Here is a 20,168-nt window from a genome sequence, read left to right as displayed (position 1 = left end):
ATGCCTTATGTTGAGCATCCGGTGGTTTTGGTTTTCATTGGATTAAGCTACTGTTTTTCTTCCCCAATAATTCGGACTTCCCGTTCAAGGGCGACTCCGAATTTGTCTTGTACCGTTTCCTGCACATGTTCAATCAGCTTAATATACTCGGTTGCTGTTGCTCCGTCGACATTCACGATGAAACCGGCGTGCTTCTTGGACACTTCGGCGCCGCCAATCCGGACACCTTGAAGATTGCTGTCCTGAATGAGTTTTCCAGCAAAATAACCAGGCGGACGCTTGAAAACACTCCCGCAAGATGGATATTCGAGTGGCTGCTTCGATTCCCGCTTCTCCGTCAAATCATCCATTACAGCCTTTATCTCCTCATAAGCTCCTTCCTTTAAATCAAAGGTTGCTTCAAGAACGATATAGCCGTTATCCGGAATGTTGCTCGTGCGGTAATCCAGATCCAGTTCGTCCGCTTGCAATGTCTTCAGTTCCCCGTCTTTCGTGCAAACGAGGGTACTACGGAGGACATCTTTAATCTCCCCTCCGTAAGCACCCGCATTCATGTAGAGTGCTCCACCAACAGATCCGGGAATACCGCAAGCAAATTCAAGTCCGGAAAGCCTTTCTTGTAAGGCATACCTGGAAGCATCAATAATCCTTGCACCACTTTCCGCAATGACCGCGTCACCTTCTCGTTTAATTGCAGAAAGCTTCTGCAAGTTCATAACAATACCACGGATTCCACCATCCCGGACAATCAGGTTCGAACCGTTGCCAAGCAAGGTGAAATCCACATCAGCTTTATTCGCAAAGCGGACAATCTCCTGCACTTCCCCGTAGTTCTCCGGCGTCACATAATAATCCGTTTTCCCACCAAGTTTTGTATACAGATGTTCCTTTAAGGGCTCATCTTTCAATACATTTTCTTTTGCTGTTATACGAATTAATTTATCATAAATTGGATCTGTCATCGTCAATGCCTATCATCCTTTAATCAGAAATTCCTCGTGTCATTTTCATCAAATTCCACTCGCTTCTATAGTGTAAGATATTGTGATAAATCTTGCCACAATAAACATTATATTATTCGATCAATCGGATGAAATTCTGGCTTTCCTGCCGTATAGGTTGCAATATATTTAAAACCCGCTTCTTGCAAATTAAGAATGGCTGCTGAAAATTCAAAAGCCAACGTATCCGGTACATGAGAGTCCGAGCCTAACGTAATGATTTCCCCGCCGCATTCTTTATACAGCTTTAATATATCAGGGCTCGGCATGCCGCCCTCAAGTCCGTACCTCGTACCGGACGTATTAATCTCAATCCCTTTCCCCGCCGGAATGATTTCGGCAAAGATTTCCCGAATAATTTCATGAAAATTTCTCTTACTCTTTTCCGTCGTATAACGTTTCACCAAGTCCAGATGACCGAGAATACTAAATTGCTTATATTCCTTTATACAGTCAAGCAGCTCCTGGTAGTAAATCTCATATGCTTCGTCCACTGTCTTCCCTTCGAAGAACTCCCCCGAATGCAAATCTTTTCTTTCTGTCGCATGCATGGAAGCGATGACGAAATCAAATTCTTCCGCTCCCATCAACTCTTCATACTGATGAAGAACATGTGGCTGAAGTCCAATTTCCACCCCTTTTTTAATCCTGATCCTTCCCTCGTATTTTTCCTGAAGCTCCTTAAGCTTCCTATCATATTCTTTTAAGTCAAATTCGAAAATCCAATCTTTATCCGGGTAATCATAATCGAGATGGTCGGTGAAACAAATTTCCTGAAGTTCTAAGTCGATCGCTTTTTCAATTGTTTTCTCCATTGGTGTCTCACAATCTGCGGAGAATGTACTGTGCATGTGGTAATCAAACATGAATCCTCGCTCCTTTAACATTTTCCTTCTGTTAATCTATCATTTTATCACGGATTAACGGTCTGTAATACCCCATCTCTAAACCGGAGGGAATAAACCTCCCACTAAATGAAGTTTCTTTTATAATAATTTTTACGAAAGAATGAATTGACTTTCTTCTTCGTAATTATTATAATACTATATAACTTTAATTAGATGAAGTAATAAAGCGATAAATCGATAAAATGATGAAGTTCCATAGGGAAGGAGATTTGCATGCAACAGAAAAAAGAGAGATTAAGCAACCAAGCGGTTCGGAGTTATAAAATTAAAAGCCAGCTCATCCGGAAACTAAGAACAAGATTTGCCACGTACGGTTATGAGCAAGTACATACACCCGCTTTTGAGGACTATGATACATATGCTTCCATTCAGAAGACGGTGAATAAGAATGAAATGATCAAGGTGATTGACCGCAGCGGGAAAGTTCTTGTTCTCCGCCCTGACGGTACGATACCAATCACTCGATCGACTGCCTTAGACCGGGAGATCAACGGAAGCGAGCAGCGGTTATTTTATATATTCAATGTATACCGGGAACAGGGTGGTAATGGTTCGAGTAAAGAAAGCACGCAGGCTGGTGTCGAATTGTTCGGTAATAAACAGCCGGAAGCGGATGCAGAAGTCATCGCCCTAGCAGTCCATACATTAAAGGAAATCGGTTTTGACAACTTTAAACTCGAAGTCGGGCATGCAGGATTTTTCAAGGAATTAGTGGAGCAAGCAAACTTAACCGATGATGAGTTACAGCAGCTCGAAGAATTGATCCAGTCGAAAAACATGGTGGAAATGGAGCCATTTTTAAAACAACTCAAAATCTCAGAAGAACTGCAGCAAGCACTCTATGCCATTCCCCTGCTTTATGGGAATCCGCAAGCGGTTTTGGAGGAGACGAAAGCAATCATCCGAAATGAGCACATGCAAGAGGTGCTAAATAATTTAAAAGATGTTACAGAAGTGCTCGCTGATTACGGCATATTGGAACATCTGACCCTCAACCTCGGGTTAATCAATAATATGCATTATTATACAGATATCATTTTCCAAGGATTCGTTGAAAACATCGGAAAACCTGTTTTAATGGGCGGACGCTATGACCAGCTCGGAGAACAGTTCGGTAAAGCAATGCCGGCAATCGGTTTCGCCTACGAAGTTGATGTCGTACTCGAAGCACTTAAGCAACACAAACGAATCGAAGACAATAATAACCCGCCATTACAACTATTATATGTTCCTGAAGCAAGAGGAAATGCATTTTCAGCAGCTAAGCTTCTCCGTGAACAAGGCTATCCCGTCATTACAAAACCATTAGACCGGGACGCGGAACAAGCCGGAATCATTTTTCAAGCAAACGGAAGAGTTGTTGTAAATGGAATGGAGCATCAAGTAAAGACAGATGATGAATTACTTAACATCGTGGAACAGGCAACAGGAGGTGTCTAAGATGGAAAAACTAACGATAGCCCTTGCAAAAGGGAGACCAGCAAAACATACAATCGAAACATTGGAAGCAGCTGACATGCAGTTCATCGACTTCCATGAAAAGAGCCGGAAACTCGTATTCTATAATGCCGATGAATCAATTAAATTAATCTTTGTAAAAGCGGTCGATGTGCCGACCTATGTGGAAAGAGGTGCAGCCGACATCGGAATTGTCGGCAAGGATAATATCTTAGAATCGCGGGCAGAAGTGTATGAACTGCTTGATCTCGGAATTGGTAAATGTAAATTCTCTGTAGCCGGCTTCCCCGATTATACGATTGATGCGAACCGGCCCCTAACCGTGGCAACGAAATATCCGAATGTTGCCGAGAAGCATTTCAGCCGGAAGGGGCAAGAAATTGAAACCGTAAAATTAAATGGTTCCGTTGAGCTGGCTCCTCTTATTGGTTTAGCTGACGTGATTGTGGATATCGTCGAAACCGGCAATACATTAAAGGAAAATGGTCTTGCGGTACTGGAAGACATCGATGATATCAGTACCCGCTTAATTGTAAATAAAGCGAGCTTCGCGACAAAAGCGACAGAAGTAAGAAGCTTTATCGATCAACTAAACCATGCATTGGAGAGAACACCATGAAAATAATCACAGCGGAAGCATTTGCAAAAGAATGGAACGATCGAACAGAGATTGAAACAATTGAAGCAGCACTTGACGATACAGTGCTCGAAATCATCCGCACGGTTCAAGAGAAGAAAGATGCTGCTCTATATGAGTATACAGAGCAATTTGACGGCGCCGCACTTGATGGCCTCCTCGTACGTGAAGAAGAATTTTCCGAGGCTGAAAAAATTGCTGCACCTGAACTTGTCACGGCTTTAAAAGAAGCGGCAGAAAATATCCGCAATTACCATTTGGAGCAAAAGGAAAAGTCATGGATGATTTCACAAGAACAAGGAATTCTTCTTGGTCAGAAAGTAACCCCGATTGAACGAGTTGGTGCATACATCCCTGGCGGGAAAGCCGCCTACCCATCGACGGTATTAATGACGATCATTCCAGCGCAAATTGCAGGGGTCGAGGAGATTGCAATTACGACACCAGTGGATAAAGACGGAAAAGTGAATCCATACGTCCTGCTTGCCGCGAAACTCATTGGGGTCGAGAAAATTTATAAAGTTGGCGGTGCTCAAGCTATTGCCGCACTCGCTTACGGGACAGAAACGGTAAAACGAGTCGATAAAATCGTCGGACCTGGAAATGCGTATGTCGCCCGTGCGAAAAAGTGGGTGTATGGCACGGTCGGCATCGACATGATAGCGGGACCGAGTGAAATTTGTGTAATTGCAGATGAGAAGGCGAATCCTCGTTATGTTGCGGCTGATTTATTATCTCAAGCAGAACATGATGAATCTGCAAGTGCCATTTGTGTTACGACAAATAAAGAACAGGCTGCCGCAATTCAAAAAGAAATTGCCGAGCAAACGGAAAAATTAGAAAGAAAAGAAATCATCCAAGCATCTATTGAGGCGAACGGCAGAATCATTATTGCTGGAGATTTGGAGATGGCAGCAGAAATATCCAACCAAATCGCTCCGGAGCATTTGGAATTAATGGTAGAACATCCAATGGAACTCTTGCAAAAGATCAAACATGCTGGTGCAATTTTCTTAGGAAACTATTCACCAGAACCGCTCGGAGATTATTTTGCCGGCCCAAACCACACATTACCAACGAGCGGAACAGCTCGCTTCGCCTCTGGGCTTGGTGTCTATGATTTTGTTACACGCTCAACCATCATCAGCTATCCACAAGAGGCGTTCGTTGCTGCAAGTGAACAAATTAAACAGTTAGCAAATGTTGAAGGATTAACGGCTCATGCTAATTCTATCCAAGTGAGAAAGGAAGATTTATAATGCGCACATTTGAAATTTCAAGAGATACATCCGAAACAAAGATCAATCTCGAACTGAATATTGATGGGAAAGGAAAAAGTGAAATCGATAGTGGCATTGGCTTTTTCGATCATATGTTAACCGCCATGACGAAACACGGATTATTCGATTTAAAGGTGAAATGTGATGGGGATTTGGAAGTGGACCAGCACCATACGGTAGAAGATATCGGTATCGCACTTGGACAAGCTTTCCGGGAAGCACTCGGAACGAAAGAAGGGATTACAAGATATGCAACTGTCACGTCACCAATGGATGAGGCGCTAGCAACAGTTGCCCTTGATATTAGCAACCGTTCCTTTCTCGTATACAATGTAGAAGGCTTAAAGGACAAAGTCGGTAATTTTGATACGGAGCTTGTAGAAGAATTTTTCCAAGCTTTTGCAAGCAATTCCGGCATCACGCTACATATCAATCTGGCTTACGGCCGGAACAGCCATCATATTATTGAAGCGATTTTTAAAGGATTTGGCCGTGCTCTAGATCAAGCAACATTGAAAAATGCTCGGATTGAAGGAATTCCATCAACTAAAGGTGTCTTATAAAGGAGAGAGTTTATTCATGATTTTATTCCCAGCTATTGATATTCTTGGCGGCAAATGCGTCCGCCTTACGCAAGGTGATTATAATAAAGAAAAAATTTACAGTGAACAGCCAGTCGAGGTAGCAGCAGACTGGGAGAAAAAAGGGGCTGCGTTCATCCATATCGTCGACCTCGACGGTGCGAAAACTGGAAAGTCTGTTAACAAAGAACTGATTGCTGAAATCGCCCGAACCGTTTCCATTCCCGTTCAAGTCGGCGGTGGAGTTCGCTCCATCGAAGTCATTAAAGATTACTTGGAAAATGGTGTCAGCCGTGTCATCATCGGGACAGCCGCCATTCAAAATAAAGAGTTTCTACGTGAGGCAGTCGAACAGTTTGGTGAAAAGATTGCTGTCTCCATCGACGCCCGCAATGGATTTGTTGCAACAGATGGCTGGACGAAGGAAAGCACGGTAAAAGCACTTGACCTTGTAAAAGAACTCGAGGAAACCGGTGTGACAACAATCGTCTATACAGATATTTTAAAAGACGGAATGTTGCAAGGACCGAATTTCGAAGAGCTTGAGGCAATCAATAAGGCAACGTCGATTGATGTCATTGCCTCCGGTGGGGTAACAACAGAAAGCGACGTGCGTAAATTGGAAGAGAAAGAGATGTACGGAGCGATTATCGGTAAAGCGCTATATGACGGCACGCTTAATTTTACCAACTTAGTAGATTCGGTTGGTGAAGAATATGCCGACTAAAAAAATCATTCCTTGTCTCGATGTGAAAAATGGCCGAGTTGTAAAAGGTCAACAATTTAAAAACATACAGGAAGTCGCCGATCCGGTTGAACTCGCTAAGCGCTACAACGAATCTCAAGCAGATGAACTTGTTTTATATGATATTACAGCCTCCGTCGAAAAAAGGAATATTTTTCTTGATATCGTTGAAGGTATTGCAGCTGTCATTGATATTCCGTTTACGGTAGGTGGAGGAATCCGCACCATCCAGGATATTGAAAAAGTTTTAAAGGCTGGTGCGGATAAAGTATCGATCAATAGTGGAGCAATTGGAAATCCTTTATTCATTCAAGAAGCAGCAGAAGCATTCGGCAGCGAGAAAATCGTCTTTGCCCTCGACGCAAAACAAGTCGCTCCAGAAAAATGGAATGTCTTCTCTAGTGGTGGACGGAAGGATACTGGAATTGATGCGATAGAATGGGCGATTCAAGCGGCGAATCACGGAGCTGGTGAGATTGTTGTCAATGCAATTGATGACGATGGTGCAAAAACTGGCTATAATCTAGCACTAACGAAAAAAATAGTGGAAGCCACAGCTATTCCCGTTGTTGCCAGTGGCGGAGCAGGAACGTATGAACATTTTAAAGAAGCTTTAACGGATGGCGGAGCAACTGGAGCGCTTGCAGCTTCAGTCTTCCATTACGGTGAAATTGATATCCCAGAACTTAAAGCATATCTTGAACAAGAGAATATAGAAGTAAGGAGAGGTAACTAAAATGAGCGTGCAACCAGATGATTTAACCTATGACGATAAAGGACTTCTTCCTGCTATTATTCAGGACGCGTCAAATGGCAAAGTACTGACCCTTGCCTATATGAATAAGGAATCCCTTGAGAAAACATTAGAAACAGGAGAAACATGGTTCTATTCCAGATCTCGCGAAACCCTTTGGAATAAAGGAGAAACATCAGGCAATAAACAAATTGTCAAAGAAATCCGTTATGACTGTGATAAAGATGCATTATTAGTTCAAGTCGAACCATTAGGATCAGCTTGCCACACAGGTGAAGACACATGCTTTTATCAAACAATGACGGAGACGGAATTACCGATTTTTGAGATCATCCCGCAAGTTATAGCGAAAATCAAAGACCGTCGCAGCAATCCGGCTCCAGGTGCTTACACGACTTACTTATTTGATAAAGGAATCGATAAAATGCTTAAAAAAGTCGGCGAGGAATCCAGTGAAGTCATTATTGCGGCAAAGAATGAAGATAAACAAGAACTGACAGCAGAGATTTCCGACCTCCTCTACCATCTGCTCGTCGTGATGGAAGAGTCTGGTGTAGCACTCGATGATATTAAAGCAGAACTCATGGAAAGACATTTAGAAAAGGAAGGGCAAAATCGTGAGTAAATTTTGGAGCAGTGCAGTAAAACGCAGTGACCCGTACGTTCCAGGAGAGCAGATCACAAATGCGAATATGATCAAATTGAATACAAATGAAAATCCATATCCCCCTTCTCCCCTCGTGTTTGATGCGATTAAAAACGAGGCAGATCAATCACTGAGACTTTACCCAAGTCCGACTGTTGATACGTTGCGGAAGGAAATTGCCGATCTTTATGAACTCGAAAAGGAACATGTTTTCATTGGAAATGGCTCCGATGAAGTGCTTGCTTTTTCCTTTATGGCCTTCTTTGAACCTGGACAGGCAATTCGTTATCCGGATATTTCATACAGTTTCTATCCGGTTTATGCAAAGTTATTTGATATTCCTGTGGAGGAAATCCCGTTACAGGATGATTTCACGTTAGACCCCAAGGATTATTATCATTCAGAAGGCGGCGTTATTTTCCCGAATCCCAATGCACCAACAAGCTTGTATCTTGATTTGACGGCGATTGAGGATATCTTACGAAACAACAAGGACAAAGTCGTAATTGTTGATGAAGCTTATGTTGATTTTGCCGAGGAATCAGCAGTTGACTTGCTAAAGAAGTACGATAATTTACTGATCATCCAAACGATGTCTAAATCCCGTGCACTTGCTGGTCTTCGCTTAGGATTTGCCCTCGGATCTCCTGAGCTGATTGAAGGGCTTGTTCGGATTAAGGACTCCTTCAACTCGTATACGATTGACCGATTGGCCATTGTCGGTGGGGTTGCAGCAATCAAAGACAAAGCATATTTTACCGAGACAAAAAATAAGGTTATTGCGACACGAAACTGGGTAACGAAAGAATTGGAGAATCTCGGGTTTACCGTACTCCCTTCCCAGACAAACTTTTTATTTGTGACGCATCCGGAGAAAGATGCAGCTCTATTATATGAACGACTAAAGGAAAACCATGTATTGATCCGCTACTTCGACAAATCAAGAATTGAAAATTTCATCCGGATTACAATTGGTACGGACGAAGAAATGAAAAGATTCTTTCAAGTATTAAACAAAATAGGCTAAAAAAGATGCGTCCTCCCTTGGAGTGCGCATCTTTTTTCTTAAATATGTGCTTCAATTTCTGCTGTCTCTTTTAATTCACTAATTCGATTCTCGAGAAGTTCGTTTTGCTTTTGTTGGGCAAGTGATTGTCTTATCATCTCTTCATATTCTTCCAGTTCACCAATTTCTTCTTCACTTTCTTCTTTCAATTGATTATATTGTTCTTCTATTTCTTCATCCGTTACTTCTGCTTCAAATTCCTCTTCAATGTATCGGATTGTAACTAAATCATTCATCATCTGGTTACGGAATTCTTCTTCAGATAGCTCGTACTCTTCCATCATGGTGTCAATTGCCTCTTCACCATTTGTCTCAATGATATTGTCAATTTCCTCTTGAACCTCATCTTCTGTTACTTCAATTCCACTTTCGAGGGCGTCTTGACGAATTAATTCTTGCTCAGTAAGAACGTCAATCGTCTCATCTTTTAACATGTCTTGGTCACTGACATCTTGACCATACATCTGATACATTGTCTTTAGCTGTCTATATATATTATTGTATTGTTCACCGGTGACGTCTTCGCCATTAATGCTTACAACGACAGTATCTGCTTCAACTTTCTCCTCTTCGGTGATTTCAACTTCTTCCTGTTGCTGTTGTTCTGTATTTTCATTTTCAGCTGCTGAGTCATCGGCTTCATCTGCGTCATCGTTCCCGCAAGCTGCTAACATAAGTGTTAGAACGAGTGTGAAGATGAGCAGCATTCTTTTCTTCATAAAATTAATTCCCTCCTAATTGGTCTTTCTCTAGTAAACCACAAATTGATACCTGATTTCAATAAAGATAGTGTGACATCTTCATTTCAAATAAAAACAACCCCTTCGATTGATGAAGAGGTTGTTTTTCTATTTAACCAATAGAATTAAACTTTTTTTACAAGGAATAGGCTTGAATAACTAAGAATACCTTGTATTGTAATGAGTTTAGTTTATTCAATTGTTTCGTCGATTTGTTTAACCATTTCAGATACGGATACAAGTCCGCCGCCTGATAGGTACCAGAATTCTGGATTCAGGTAATGAATCTTGTCATTTTTATATGCGTTTGTATTTTCTACAAGTTCGTTTTCCACAAGTTGTTTCGCACTTTCTGACTCAGCTCCACCAACGACAGCACCACGATCAATAACATAAAGAATATCTGGGTTCTGTTCCATTACGTACTCAAAGGAAACGTTCATACCGTGAGTAGAAGCATCAATGTTCTCATCTACCGGCTTAACTCCGAATACATCATGAATAATACCGAATCGAGAGCTTGTACCATAAGCACTAATTTTATCATCATTAGCTAAGATGATTAATGCTTTTTCGTCACTTGCTTCAGCTCTTTCGTTTAAATCAGCAATAACGTCATCAATTGCTGTCAATTCCTCTTCTACTTCCGCTTCTTTATCAAAGATTTGACCTACAGTTTCCATATTGTTTTTAAATGAATTCATATAATCTGTTGTATCTACACCAAGGTGGATTGTTGGTGCAATTTCCACTAGTTGATCATACAATGAAGCTTGACGTCCAGAAATAATGATTAAATCAGGATTAATCTCAGAGATTTTCTCGAAGTCCGGCTCTTTCAAGCTACCGATATTCTCGTAATCATCTGATTCGTATTTATCCAAGTAGCTTGGGATTGTGCCGCCTTTAGCAACACCGGCAATACTTTCTACACCTAGCTTGTCTAGTGTATCGACAATACCAAAGTCAAACACAACAACTTTTTCTGGGTTTACTGGAACTTCTGTTGTATCCAACTCATGTTCAACTGTGACTGTTCCCGATGCAGCTTCTTCACCCTCTGTTTCGGTTTCTGTCTCTGTTGTCTCTTCCGTATTCGTGTCTGTACTTGCGTTATCGTCAGTATTATTATCCTCATCTGAACCGCAAGCGGCTAAGAATAGAAGGATTAATCCAATAAGTAAGGCATAAGAAAATTTCTTCATAAGTAAGTTGCTCCCTTTTTGTACATTTTATTGGCTTCATGAGCCTATATATTTATTAACTATAGCTATATCCTTCCATGCATGCGGGTATGCAAAGTAAATCATTTATCACGTATTAACAGTTTATAAGTTCGACTCCAATTTTCCGTGTATCTTGTTTGCTAATTACGGTATACCCTTGCCCCCTTTTTGCTAGTAAGTTGATTTCGGAACAGGAGTATTCGTTTATTTTGAGCAGATTCATTTACCTCACCAAAAAAATAAGGTAAGATAAAGATAGTCATGCTCCCTTGACACGAATTTTAGGTTGCCGCCTATCGTGTCAGGGGATTTTTATGTTTTACTTTTATTACCCCGTACTTCATGTCCAGATATAACGATTAGTAATAAAAACAGATTCGTTGATTGTCAATTTCTCGAATATCAATGTCCATATCGTAAATCTCCTTCAGGACACAGCGATCAATGACATCACAAGCGCGACCTTGCTTCACAATTTTTCCGTCTTTTAATGCAACAATCTGATCGGAATAACAGGAAGCGAAGTTGATGTCATGAATGACAATGACAATTGTTTTCCCCATTTCATCGACTAAACGACGAAGGGTCTTCATGATTTGGCTTGCATGACGCATATCCAAGTTATTGAGTGGCTCGTCAAGCAAAATATATTCTGTATCTTGGGCAACCGTCATCGCGATATGTGCACGTTGACGCTGACCCCCAGATAGCTGATCTAAATATTTATCTTGAATTTCTTCAAGCTCTAAGTAAGCAATTGCTTCATCAACCTTTTCCCAGTCCTCTTTCTTCAACTTCCCTTGCGAATATGGGAAACGGCCAAAAGAAACGAGTTCGCGAACGGTCAGCTTCAAGTTGATTGTATTTGATTGTTTTAAAATCGAAATCTTCTTTGCCAGCTCGTTATTCTTCGTTTTAAATACATCTTTCCCATCAATGGTGATGTCTCCATCATCTTTTGCAATCAAGCGGCTAATCATTGAGATAAGCGTACTCTTACCCGCACCATTCGGGCCAATGAAAGAGGTGATGGTACCTTTTTCAATCTTTAGGGACACATCTTCTATAATCTGCTTGGTACCAAACGATTTAAAAACATTCTTCAAATCTACCATGATTTATTCTCCTTTAACAAAAGATAAATGAAGTAAACTCCACCAATAAAGTTAATGATAACACTTACGGTCGTACTGAACGTGAATACTTTTTCCACAAGGAACTGACCGCCCAGTAAAGCAATAATACTAATGAATACAGAACCTAATATAATGTAAAAATGACGATACGTCTTCATTAATTCATAAGCAACGTTAACGACGAGCAGGCCAAGGAATGTAATGGGCCCGATTAATGCCGTTGCGACAGAGATGAGAATCGCTACGACAATGAGCAGCCGTTTTACAACATAATCGAACGGTACACCTAAATTAATCGCATCGTCCTTCCCTAACGCTAGAACATCCAAATACTTGTAAAATCTCATAAAATATAGAAGCACAAGGGCAATGATAAGAATTGAAATATAGACAAGACTCTGATCCACATTATTGATACTCGCAAACATCCGGTCCTGCGCAACTCCGAACTCATTCGGATCAATCAAGACCTGCATAAAGTCTGTGAAGCTTCCAAAGAATGTACCGAGAATCATCCCGATCAACAGAAGGAAGTAAATATTATTTCCTTCGCCTCTAAATAGGAAACGATATAACACAAGCGAAAATAAAATCATTGCACTTATAGATATTAAGTAATTCAGACCACTATTCATCATCACAATGGAATTAGCACCAAAGACAAAGATAATAACGGTTTGAATGAGCATGTAAAGAGAATCTAGTCCAAGCACACTTGGGGTTAAAATCCGATTATTCGTAATCGTCATAAAGACGACAGTGGCAAATGCAATTGCTCCACCGGTTAGAATAATCGCGCCGACTTTCATTATTCGTCTCGGAAGGATGTAATCAATATTTCCAGTCAAATCATAAAATACATAGAGTAGCGCAAGTAATAGTGAGATAACGGCTAGAATGATTGTTTTTGCTTTATAACCCATATTTCTTTCTCCTTAGCAGCAAATAAATGAACATTCCACTGCCGATTACACCAACGGTTAAACTGATTGGAATTTCATATGGATAAATAATCAGTCTGCCAATCACATCACAGAAAAGAACGAATACTGCTCCCAAAAGCGCCGTATGAACTAATGTGTTTTTTAAATGATCTCCTTGGTAAATCGCTACGATATTCGGGATAATCAAACCAAGAAACGGAATGACTCCGACTGAAAGTACAACCGATGCTGTTACAAGTGCACTAATGATTAATCCGGTATTGACGATTTGACGATAATTTAATCCTAGGCTCCTCGAAAAATCTTCCCCCATGCCCGCAATCGTAAATTTATTTGCAAAAAAGTATGCAATTAATAGAAGGGGCACGCTGACAAACATCAGCTCATAATTTCCACTCATAATCATGGAAAAATCACCTTGCATCCAAGATGACATGTTTTGGATCAAATCATTCTGATAAGCAAAGAATGTTGAGATAGAGCTGATAATATTCCCAAGCATTAAACCAATTAATGGTATAAATATCGCATCCTTAAATTTCACCCTGTCTAAAATCTGCATGAAGAGCAAGGTTCCAAGTAAAGCGAAGACAAAGGATACGAGCATCTTTTGCAGTGGCGTTGCCGTCGTGAAGATCATCATCGATACAAGGATTCCAAGTCTTGCTGAATCTAATGTACCTGCAGTAGTCGGGGAAACGAATCTGTTTCTACTTAACTGCTGCATGATCAAACCGACGATACTCATGCTCATCCCTGCAATAATAATACTGATTAAGCGAGGAATTCTGCTGACTAGTAAAACTTGTTTTTGTGTTTCCGTTAAGCTGAACAAGTCGAGTGGGCTCACACTGGAGACACCGACAAATACGGAAAGAAATGAAAAAACAAGCAAAAGTATAAGTAAGTACCGTATTTTCATAGAAATGCCCTTCTCTTCGAAAAACAAGCTCCATCCATTTGATATGTATGGATTATGTTTCTCCTATTCCCTCTTTGTTTTTATGTTTACACAAAACTAATGAATTTCATAATACGTATTTAATGCATCACCATCACCATATGTAGTTGAGTTGGTTCGTTCCCAACTACATATGGTGATGGGAAAGCCGTCTTTGGTAATTATGAAATTCATTCAAAACAATTAATAATAATTATCATCTACAAACCACTCTAAATAAGAATGATATTCATTATCAATTAGCTATTAATTACAGTATATCAGATTTGTAAGCCTAGTCAATGATTCGGCAAAAAAGAATTTACCTTAATTGAGAAAGTTATTGAGAATTAGACTTGAAAAAAGAGATAGAAAACGAAAAAACATACCACAAATTATTGCGGTATGTTTTTTCTTATTGTTCTACACAGTCTTCATCTGTACAATAGGAAGTCTTTGATTTAATCTTTTTTGCTGTTGGGGATTCACCTTCTTCTTCCCAGACTTTTGCAAGTGCCTGTGCAAATATCTCACTTGGCTGTGCACCCGATAATGCGTATTTCTCATTGAATACAAAGAATGGGACACCTTGCACGCCAATCTCCCCAGCAACAGCGATATCTTCTTTTACCTTTTGTGTATACTTCTCCGTTTTCAAAACCTGTCTTACTTCTTCTCTATCCATGCCAACTTCACCGGCCAGTTGCACTAAAGTATCCATATCGCTTAACAGCTCGGACTCTGTGAAATAGGCATGCAAGAGACGTTCTGTCATTGCGGCTCCTTTTCCCTTCCGTTCAGCATACTGAAATAACCGGTGAGCATCAAAGGTGTTCGCATATTGCATCGTATCAAAACGATAATCAAGGCCGACTGTCTTTGCTTGATTCGTAACTTGTTCATTCATCGTCTTCACTTCACCAAGCGGGATTCCTTTAAGTTCGGAAAATGTTTCACAGAAGTTTTTTCCAGGAATATTCCGAGCAGCCGGATCGAGTTGATAGCTTTTATATTCAATTGTCACAGATTCATGATGCGAGAACCCCTCTAATGCCTTTTCTAAATTTCTTTTCCCGATATAACAGAAGGGACATACAAAATCTGACCATATTTCGATTTTCATTTAAATAGTTCTCCTTTTACCTTACAATTTCCAAGTTGCTGAAAGCTGGATTAATTGTAGCATAGAGAAGGAAACCGATGAAATTATCTGCCTGACAATCAAAGCGTAAGCGCTCGTTTAACAATAAAAAACAGCGAAGCCCCATTTTTAGCTCCGCTGTTTTCTTAATCCTCGTCGAATGTATATTTCGTTTGAACCGAACCGTCTTTTTTACGGACGGTGACAAAGGTTCCTTTATTTTCAGCAATTTCCTTTGCCCGCTTTATTGCCTCTTCTTTCGTATCAAACACATTGCTTGGTCGTTCTGCACCTTCTGATTCAACTGCCCAACCATCTTCATGCGGCCGGACGATTTCCCCTTCTTCCATTCGTTCAGGGTTACTTTCATACTTTTTGCTCTCTGAGGAACGAGTCGTGACTTTTCCATATTTCCGGTAATGCTCGATCTCTTCTTCTGATGCATTTTCATGCCATTCTTTTGCCTGACTGATTGCTATGGGAAGCGTATCTCCTTCCTTATAGCCTTCATCAATCATGGCATTCGCAATATCTATCGCCTTTTTCCGTGTGACGTCGGGTAAGTTTTTCATGGACGCGGGATAATCCTCAAGTGTCCAAACCAAATTTATCCCTCCTAATCTGTTAGTTCTTTTACCCAGATTCAGAAGGGATAAAACTTGTTTACATTTCGTCCATGAGGGACGTGCCCATAATATTGACACGTCTTGTATTTCTTAATTCATCAAGGTTTTTCACACCGATTCCGAACATAGTCATCTGGAGCTCCAGTTCAATCTGTTTCATCGTCTCTAGTACAGCCTCTGGGGATTCAGTTGCAGCTTTCAATAAGTGACGAGCGAACCCGATAATATCAGCACCAATTGTAATTGCTTTAGCTGCATCGACTCCAGTACTCATTCCACCGCTGGCCACAAGTGGTGCGTCAGGAAGCTTGCTTCGGACAGAAACCAGGCAGTCCTTTGTCGGCAAGCCCCAATTGTTAAATGCTTCCGCTGCTGCTTTTTTCAATTTATTCCGGGAGCGCAGTTTCTCAACCTGGCTCCACGAAGTACCACCTGCACCTGCTACATCAATATACGCGATTCCTGCATTGTATAGCTTTTCAGCGACTTCCCCGTCGATTCCAAAGCCGACTTCTTTTACACCAACAGGAACTTCCAATGTCTTACATACTTCCTCAATTTTAGGAAGCAGATTTTCAAAGTTAACATCGCCCTCATCCTGCACGATTTCCTGCATACTATTTAAGTGAAGCACAATAGAGTCGGCCCCTGTTTTATCAATAATCCGCTGACATTCTTCCGGGCCGTAGCCATAATTGAATTGTACCGCTCCAATGTTGACGATTAGCGGGACAGTAGGAGCTTGCCTGCGGATAAGGAATGATTCCTTATGCTGGTCACTTTCCAGAAAAGCACGCGTCGAACCAATTGCCATCACCCAGCCCCGTTCTTCAGCAGCAAGCGCCAAGTTTTGGTTAATTGCTGTTGCAAGTTCTGATCCACCTGTCATCGAACTGACGAGAAATGGAGCTTTCAATTGTTTTCCTAAAAAACTCGTCTCCATTGAAATCGAGTCGAAGTTGATTTCCGGTAATGCATTATGTATGAAATGAATGCCTTCTAAGCCTGTTGTTTTATCTACACCTTCCACATTCCCCGTTAAACATAAACGGATATGCTCGGTTTTTCTTTGGTTGATTCCTTTGGTCATAGTATGGTACCTCCGAAAAAATAATTTGCCTTACCAGTTATTTTACTTGTTTCATCTTGTAAATGAAAGGATGAGCTTCTGATTTTCTAGAAACAAAGGTGTGAGATGGCGATTTTTTCCCATGTTTAAGTTATCACTGATTTTCGGTAGCGTTTATTTGTGCGAATGGGCGTTAATAGAGCTTGTCAGCGACTTTTTATTGTGATTACTCGTACGAACAGACGTTGATAGAGCTTGTCAACGACTTTCGGTGATGATTACTCATGCGAACGGGCACTTACAACTCTTATCATAATCACACTACACATAAAATCATCTTGATTATCACGCCCTGCCATCCTTCATCGGTTCGGATCCAGCCAAAACAAAAAATTGACCTTGCATCGTGCCTCAAGGTCAATTTCTTCTATTATATTAGGATACTTTCGAAGGGATTACTTTGTTAATCCGTTCGATAATACGTTCAACTGTTGTGTCAAGAGATGCCGCTAATTCCTGGAACATGATCCGTTGAATTTCTTCTAGCATCTTCTGATCTTGGTCGTACATGCGCTCCTTATTTACTTTCGCTTCCTTCTGTTTGCGCATAAGGGTGTTGGCAATCTTAACAATGTCATCACGGTCACCGCCATTAATCAAGCTATTGTATTTCTTATTACGTTGCTTGGCGTCTTCAATCCATTCAATTCCAGGTTCTTCAAACAAATCGAGGATTGTTTTTGCTTCTTGTTTTTCCATGATATCCAGCATGACGACCTTTTCATTATCTACCGGCACACTGATTGTTAAATTCGGATCCTCCATTGGATGCAGAATATAATATTCACGTGTCTCATCCCGATAGCTTCTTTCGCAAATGTCATCAATTTTACATACACCATGTGTAGAGTAGATGATTAAATCTCCAACTTTAAACATTTGCCAACCTCCATTTTCTCTCGTTCATGAAATCGAGTCACGTTATAATTGTACTACTTTTTCAACAATTTGTCAACTTGTTGACAACCCCTCGTCAAGCTCTGTATAGTATAGCTCGGACGTTCAGTAATACAATTGTTTGAACGATGCGGGAACAGGTTATAAAACCTATAACCAGTACACGGATAAATAGAGGTGATAGAAAATGCCGGGAGAAATTGTAACGGTAGATATATTCGATTTATTAAATAAGAAACATCGGGAAGCCCGAGATGCCATTGCAAATAGATGGAATGACCGAAATGAAATTCAACTGACGAATTCAGAGTGGTTTATTTTAGATTTGATCAATTACGGAAAAGAATTGATTGCAGATGTAGGAAAAAATGGAAAATTCACACGGCAAGGAACCCACAAACTGATCCGGAAGCTCGAGAAGCGCGGACTTGTAAAAACGGAGCCTACCGAACATAATAAGCGGAGTAAGTACGTACAATTAACACCACTGGGAATCATTTGCTACGAAGAAAACAAAGAACTAAAAACTGTATTAGAAGAACGAATCCGCCATACCCTTGGCGATGAGAAATACGAAGACTTGGTAACAATTCTGTCAATGGATTGGGAACTATAAAGTGAAACTTCAATCAGTGGGGTTTTTCTTCATCTCCCACAGCTTGTTAGTTGAACGAACCTTAGGTGTTAGCTCACGTTTCTTCCCACCTAAACTCTCTCGATTTGACTTGAAGTTTTGAGGGGGGGTTTTACGGACGATTACACCGGTATAAATTCATTTTTGCGGAAGGAGAATCCCTTTGAAAGAAAGAGCGAAACGATTTGCAGAAGAAGCCCATGAAGGACAATTCCGGAAAGTTGGTAACATCCCCTACGTCACTCATCCTATCCGCGTAGCCGCCTTGTTGGATAAATTCGGTGCAAGTGAGGAGCTCGTATGTGCTGCCTATTTACATGATGTCGTTGAGGATACGCCAATTGAAATAGAAGAGATTGAAAAGGAATTTGGAAAAAGAGTCACAGAACTTGTCCAATCACATACAGAAGATAAATCGAAAACTTGGAAAGAACGGAAACAGCATACAATCGACATATTGAAAACGGCTGAAAGCGAAGTGAAGCAACTCATCGTGGCCGACCGGTTTGATAACTTATTATCTCTCGAAAAAGACTTGAAAGAAAAAGGCTCAGCCGTTTGGGGTATATTCAATGCCGGTTACGAAGATCAGAAATGGTATAACGAATCCATTGTAGAAATGATGGATCATGGTCTCTCAAAAGAAGACCGTCCACCCTTTTTCGATGATATTACAGCTGCGGTAAAACGCATCTTTATTTGAAAAATAGCCTATGTTCACTCATTGAACTAGGCTATTTTTCAATTTAACGTTTTTAGCCAAGAAGTCTCCATCTTCAAGCGTGTGAAGGGAGATAGCTAGCCTAGGCGGTAAGCTGGAGATGAGTTGCTTTCGGTCAAGAACGTCTTTAAACGCCCTTGACCGAACGTATGTTACTATATATTAGCAATGTTCTTTGACAACTGGATATATGGAGTTGCATACGGAATTAGAGCTAGACTTTTGCCCCTCGTATGCGTAAATTATCCAAGGTATGTTAGAAACATTTCCTATCAGTAGGGTTGAAATGCCCCGAATTTACGCTCGTGGAGAACGCATAAGACTTATATAATAAATAAGTAATGTTCCCACTTCAAATTTCGTATGAAATTAAGTGGTGAGTAGTTCACAAACCGTATACTTTCTCTTTTTCCTTTTGAATCGCCTCATATGCTTCTGCCAACATAACCGTATCTTCCACTAACTGATCCATCCGAAAGAGAACATCTTCATTAATTATCGTTCCTCTATGAAAATCTTTCGCCTCCATGAACACATATTGCTGAACGATTTGTGCCTTCATAAAGGATAGAATCGGTTTTAATTGTTGTTCTGCGATTAAAAAATGCTTGGACGAGCCTGCTGTCACAACAAGACTTACGACTTTATCACGAAATGCCCCTTCCGGCAGCAGGTCAAACACGTTCTTTAAAGCAGCAGGTATTGAAGCCTGGAATATAGGGGTTCCGATAATGATTGCATCAGCCGTCATCATCGTTTCTGCAATATAATTTGTATCTCCATCATATGCCAGATAATTCCTTCCATCACTGAACACCATTTCCAAATCTGCTAAATCAAGCATCGTCACTTCATGATCCGGATATCTCTCGGTCAATGCTTGAGCAATATAGGTAATCGCTGTTTTTGTTTTTGTCCCGACGTTTGAACCGGATAACGCGACAATTTTCAACGTTAC

The 20,168-nt window shown here is 40.7% G+C and carries 22 protein-coding genes; 10 read left to right on the top strand and 12 right to left on the bottom strand.

What is annotated here, in order from left to right:
• Positions 1-47 precede the first annotated feature (47 nt).
• Both murB and L3V42_RS14525 read right to left on the bottom strand, forming a co-directional pair.
• Positions 48-962, bottom strand: a complete 915-nt coding sequence (gene murB, locus L3V42_RS14530; protein WP_438822773.1) for a UDP-N-acetylmuramate dehydrogenase — start codon at positions 960-962, stop codon at positions 48-50.
• Positions 963-1,069: 107 nt separating this feature from the next.
• Positions 1,070-1,867 (bottom strand): histidinol-phosphatase HisJ family protein, encoded by a 798-nt coding sequence (locus L3V42_RS14525; protein ID WP_238472296.1) that lies wholly within the window; start codon positions 1,865-1,867, stop codon positions 1,070-1,072.
• Positions 1,868-2,122: 255 nt separating this feature from the next.
• On the opposite strand from L3V42_RS14525, the gene hisZ reads away from it, so the two are divergent.
• From hisZ to hisC, 8 genes are read left to right on the top strand one after another with little or no spacing between them, the layout of a single operon-like run.
• A complete protein-coding gene (gene hisZ, locus L3V42_RS14520; protein WP_235763711.1) occupies positions 2,123-3,349 on the top strand; it encodes an ATP phosphoribosyltransferase regulatory subunit in 1,227 nt (408 codons plus the stop codon).
• A gap of 1 nt (position 3,350) precedes the next feature.
• Positions 3,351-3,986, top strand: a complete 636-nt coding sequence (gene hisG, locus L3V42_RS14515) for an ATP phosphoribosyltransferase (protein ID WP_235763710.1) — start codon at positions 3,351-3,353, stop codon at positions 3,984-3,986.
• The gene (hisD, locus tag L3V42_RS14510) at positions 3,983-5,263 is read left to right on the top strand and encodes a histidinol dehydrogenase (protein ID WP_235763709.1); all 1,281 of its coding nucleotides are present in this window, start codon (positions 3,983-3,985) and stop codon (positions 5,261-5,263) included. The genes hisG and hisD overlap by 4 nt, the downstream gene beginning before the upstream one ends.
• The gene (gene hisB, locus L3V42_RS14505) at positions 5,263-5,847 is read left to right on the top strand and encodes an imidazoleglycerol-phosphate dehydratase HisB (protein WP_238472295.1); all 585 of its coding nucleotides are present in this window, start codon (positions 5,263-5,265) and stop codon (positions 5,845-5,847) included. Before hisD ends, hisB begins: the two co-directional genes overlap by 1 nt.
• A 16-nt stretch (positions 5,848-5,863) precedes the next feature.
• Positions 5,864-6,592: a 1-(5-phosphoribosyl)-5-[(5-phosphoribosylamino)methylideneamino]imidazole-4-carboxamide isomerase gene (gene hisA, locus L3V42_RS14500; protein ID WP_235763707.1), complete on the top strand. Its 729-nt coding sequence runs from the start codon at positions 5,864-5,866 to the stop codon at positions 6,590-6,592.
• Entirely contained in the window at positions 6,582-7,346 is a 765-nt protein-coding gene (gene hisF / locus L3V42_RS14495; RefSeq protein WP_235763706.1) for an imidazole glycerol phosphate synthase subunit HisF, read from the top strand. The genes hisA and hisF overlap by 11 nt, the downstream gene beginning before the upstream one ends.
• A gap of 1 nt (position 7,347) precedes the next feature.
• The gene (gene hisIE / locus L3V42_RS14490) at positions 7,348-7,989 is read left to right on the top strand and encodes a bifunctional phosphoribosyl-AMP cyclohydrolase/phosphoribosyl-ATP diphosphatase HisIE (RefSeq protein ID WP_235763705.1); all 642 of its coding nucleotides are present in this window, start codon (positions 7,348-7,350) and stop codon (positions 7,987-7,989) included.
• Entirely contained in the window at positions 7,982-9,037 is a 1,056-nt protein-coding gene (gene hisC, locus L3V42_RS14485; RefSeq protein ID WP_235763704.1) for a histidinol-phosphate transaminase, read from the top strand. Before hisIE ends, hisC begins: the two co-directional genes overlap by 8 nt.
• Before the next feature lie 38 nt (positions 9,038-9,075).
• On the opposite strand, the gene L3V42_RS14480 is transcribed toward hisC, so the two are convergent.
• The 9 genes from L3V42_RS14480 to L3V42_RS14440 all read right to left on the bottom strand — a co-directional run bounded on the left by L3V42_RS14480 (position 9,076) and on the right by L3V42_RS14440 (position 17,837).
• Positions 9,076-9,795: a SurA N-terminal domain-containing protein gene (locus L3V42_RS14480; RefSeq protein ID WP_238472294.1), complete on the bottom strand. Its 720-nt coding sequence runs from the start codon at positions 9,793-9,795 to the stop codon at positions 9,076-9,078.
• A 212-nt stretch (positions 9,796-10,007) separates the two neighbouring features.
• On the bottom strand, positions 10,008-11,021 hold the full coding sequence (locus L3V42_RS14475; protein ID WP_235763702.1) for a siderophore ABC transporter substrate-binding protein: 1,014 nt from the start codon (positions 11,019-11,021) through the stop codon (positions 10,008-10,010).
• A 380-nt stretch (positions 11,022-11,401) separates the two neighbouring features.
• Positions 11,402-12,157, bottom strand: a complete 756-nt coding sequence (locus L3V42_RS14470) for an iron ABC transporter ATP-binding protein (protein WP_235763701.1) — start codon at positions 12,155-12,157, stop codon at positions 11,402-11,404.
• Entirely contained in the window at positions 12,151-13,101 is a 951-nt protein-coding gene (locus L3V42_RS14465; RefSeq protein WP_235763700.1) for an iron chelate uptake ABC transporter family permease subunit, read from the bottom strand. The genes L3V42_RS14470 and L3V42_RS14465 overlap by 7 nt, the downstream gene beginning before the upstream one ends.
• The gene (locus tag L3V42_RS14460) at positions 13,091-14,044 is read right to left on the bottom strand and encodes an ABC transporter permease (RefSeq protein WP_235763699.1); all 954 of its coding nucleotides are present in this window, start codon (positions 14,042-14,044) and stop codon (positions 13,091-13,093) included. The genes L3V42_RS14465 and L3V42_RS14460 overlap by 11 nt, the downstream gene beginning before the upstream one ends.
• A gap of 433 nt (positions 14,045-14,477) precedes the next feature.
• The gene (locus tag L3V42_RS14455) at positions 14,478-15,185 is read right to left on the bottom strand and encodes a DsbA family oxidoreductase (RefSeq protein ID WP_238472293.1); all 708 of its coding nucleotides are present in this window, start codon (positions 15,183-15,185) and stop codon (positions 14,478-14,480) included.
• 164 nt (positions 15,186-15,349) lie between these two features.
• Positions 15,350-15,808 (bottom strand): DUF2188 domain-containing protein, encoded by a 459-nt coding sequence (locus tag L3V42_RS14450; protein WP_238472292.1) that lies wholly within the window; start codon positions 15,806-15,808, stop codon positions 15,350-15,352.
• A gap of 58 nt (positions 15,809-15,866) precedes the next feature.
• Positions 15,867-16,919 carry a type 2 isopentenyl-diphosphate Delta-isomerase gene (fni, locus tag L3V42_RS14445; protein WP_238472291.1) on the bottom strand — a complete coding sequence of 351 codons (1,053 nt, stop codon included), beginning with the start codon at positions 16,917-16,919 and terminating at the stop codon, positions 15,867-15,869.
• 414 nt (positions 16,920-17,333) lie between these two features.
• Positions 17,334-17,837 carry a CarD family transcriptional regulator gene (locus tag L3V42_RS14440; protein WP_235763955.1) on the bottom strand — a complete coding sequence of 168 codons (504 nt, stop codon included), beginning with the start codon at positions 17,835-17,837 and terminating at the stop codon, positions 17,334-17,336.
• Positions 17,838-18,042: 205 nt separating this feature from the next.
• Here L3V42_RS14440 and L3V42_RS14435 point away from each other — a divergent pair, with 205 nt between their 5' ends.
• Together L3V42_RS14435 and L3V42_RS14430 are read left to right on the top strand one after the other, a co-directional pair.
• Positions 18,043-18,471 carry a MarR family winged helix-turn-helix transcriptional regulator gene (locus L3V42_RS14435; protein WP_238472290.1) on the top strand — a complete coding sequence of 143 codons (429 nt, stop codon included), beginning with the start codon at positions 18,043-18,045 and terminating at the stop codon, positions 18,469-18,471.
• A 181-nt stretch (positions 18,472-18,652) separates the two neighbouring features.
• Positions 18,653-19,192: an HD domain-containing protein gene (locus L3V42_RS14430; RefSeq protein ID WP_238472289.1), complete on the top strand. Its 540-nt coding sequence runs from the start codon at positions 18,653-18,655 to the stop codon at positions 19,190-19,192.
• A gap of 403 nt (positions 19,193-19,595) precedes the next feature.
• Here the strand turns inward: L3V42_RS14430 and L3V42_RS14425 are convergent, their stop codons facing one another.
• Positions 19,596-20,162, bottom strand: coding sequence for an NADPH-dependent FMN reductase (locus L3V42_RS14425; protein WP_238472288.1), 567 nt, complete (start codon positions 20,160-20,162; stop codon positions 19,596-19,598).
• Positions 20,163-20,168 lie beyond the last annotated feature (6 nt).

This window comes from Oceanobacillus alkalisoli (genome assembly GCF_022213125.1).
GTDB lineage: Bacteria > Bacillota > Bacilli > Bacillales > Amphibacillaceae > Oceanobacillus > Oceanobacillus alkalisoli.
Note: the sequence above shows the minus strand (reverse complement) of the source record. Positions and strands in the feature narration are given on the sequence as shown.

Bases quoted from the DNA above. Each gene is read 5' to 3' on its own strand.
- fni (WP_238472291.1), bottom strand. From the start codon at position 16,919: ATGACCAAAGGAATCAACCAAAGAAAAACCGAGCATATCCGTTTATGT.
- L3V42_RS14470 (WP_235763701.1), bottom strand. From the start codon at position 12,157: ATGGTAGATTTGAAGAATGTTTTTAAATCGTTTGGTACCAAGCAGATT.
- L3V42_RS14435 (WP_238472290.1), top strand. From the start codon at position 18,043: ATGCCGGGAGAAATTGTAACGGTAGATATATTCGATTTATTAAATAAG.
- hisIE (WP_235763705.1), top strand. From the start codon at position 7,348: ATGAGCGTGCAACCAGATGATTTAACCTATGACGATAAAGGACTTCTT.
- L3V42_RS14465 (WP_235763700.1), bottom strand. From the start codon at position 13,101: ATGGGTTATAAAGCAAAAACAATCATTCTAGCCGTTATCTCACTATTA.
- L3V42_RS14480 (WP_238472294.1), bottom strand. From the start codon at position 9,795: ATGAAGAAAAGAATGCTGCTCATCTTCACACTCGTTCTAACACTTATG.
- hisZ (WP_235763711.1), top strand. From the start codon at position 2,123: ATGCAACAGAAAAAAGAGAGATTAAGCAACCAAGCGGTTCGGAGTTAT.
- hisF (WP_235763706.1), top strand. From the start codon at position 6,582: ATGCCGACTAAAAAAATCATTCCTTGTCTCGATGTGAAAAATGGCCGA.
- L3V42_RS14455 (WP_238472293.1), bottom strand. From the start codon at position 15,185: ATGAAAATCGAAATATGGTCAGATTTTGTATGTCCCTTCTGTTATATC.
- hisB (WP_238472295.1), top strand. From the start codon at position 5,263: ATGCGCACATTTGAAATTTCAAGAGATACATCCGAAACAAAGATCAAT.
- hisG (WP_235763710.1), top strand. From the start codon at position 3,351: ATGGAAAAACTAACGATAGCCCTTGCAAAAGGGAGACCAGCAAAACAT.
- hisD (WP_235763709.1), top strand. From the start codon at position 3,983: ATGAAAATAATCACAGCGGAAGCATTTGCAAAAGAATGGAACGATCGA.
- murB (WP_438822773.1), bottom strand. From the start codon at position 962: ATGACAGATCCAATTTATGATAAATTAATTCGTATAACAGCAAAAGAA.
- L3V42_RS14475 (WP_235763702.1), bottom strand. From the start codon at position 11,021: ATGAAGAAATTTTCTTATGCCTTACTTATTGGATTAATCCTTCTATTC.
- L3V42_RS14440 (WP_235763955.1), bottom strand. From the start codon at position 17,837: ATGTTTAAAGTTGGAGATTTAATCATCTACTCTACACATGGTGTATGT.
- L3V42_RS14460 (WP_235763699.1), bottom strand. From the start codon at position 14,044: ATGAAAATACGGTACTTACTTATACTTTTGCTTGTTTTTTCATTTCTT.
- hisA (WP_235763707.1), top strand. From the start codon at position 5,864: ATGATTTTATTCCCAGCTATTGATATTCTTGGCGGCAAATGCGTCCGC.
- L3V42_RS14525 (WP_238472296.1), bottom strand. From the start codon at position 1,867: ATGTTTGATTACCACATGCACAGTACATTCTCCGCAGATTGTGAGACA.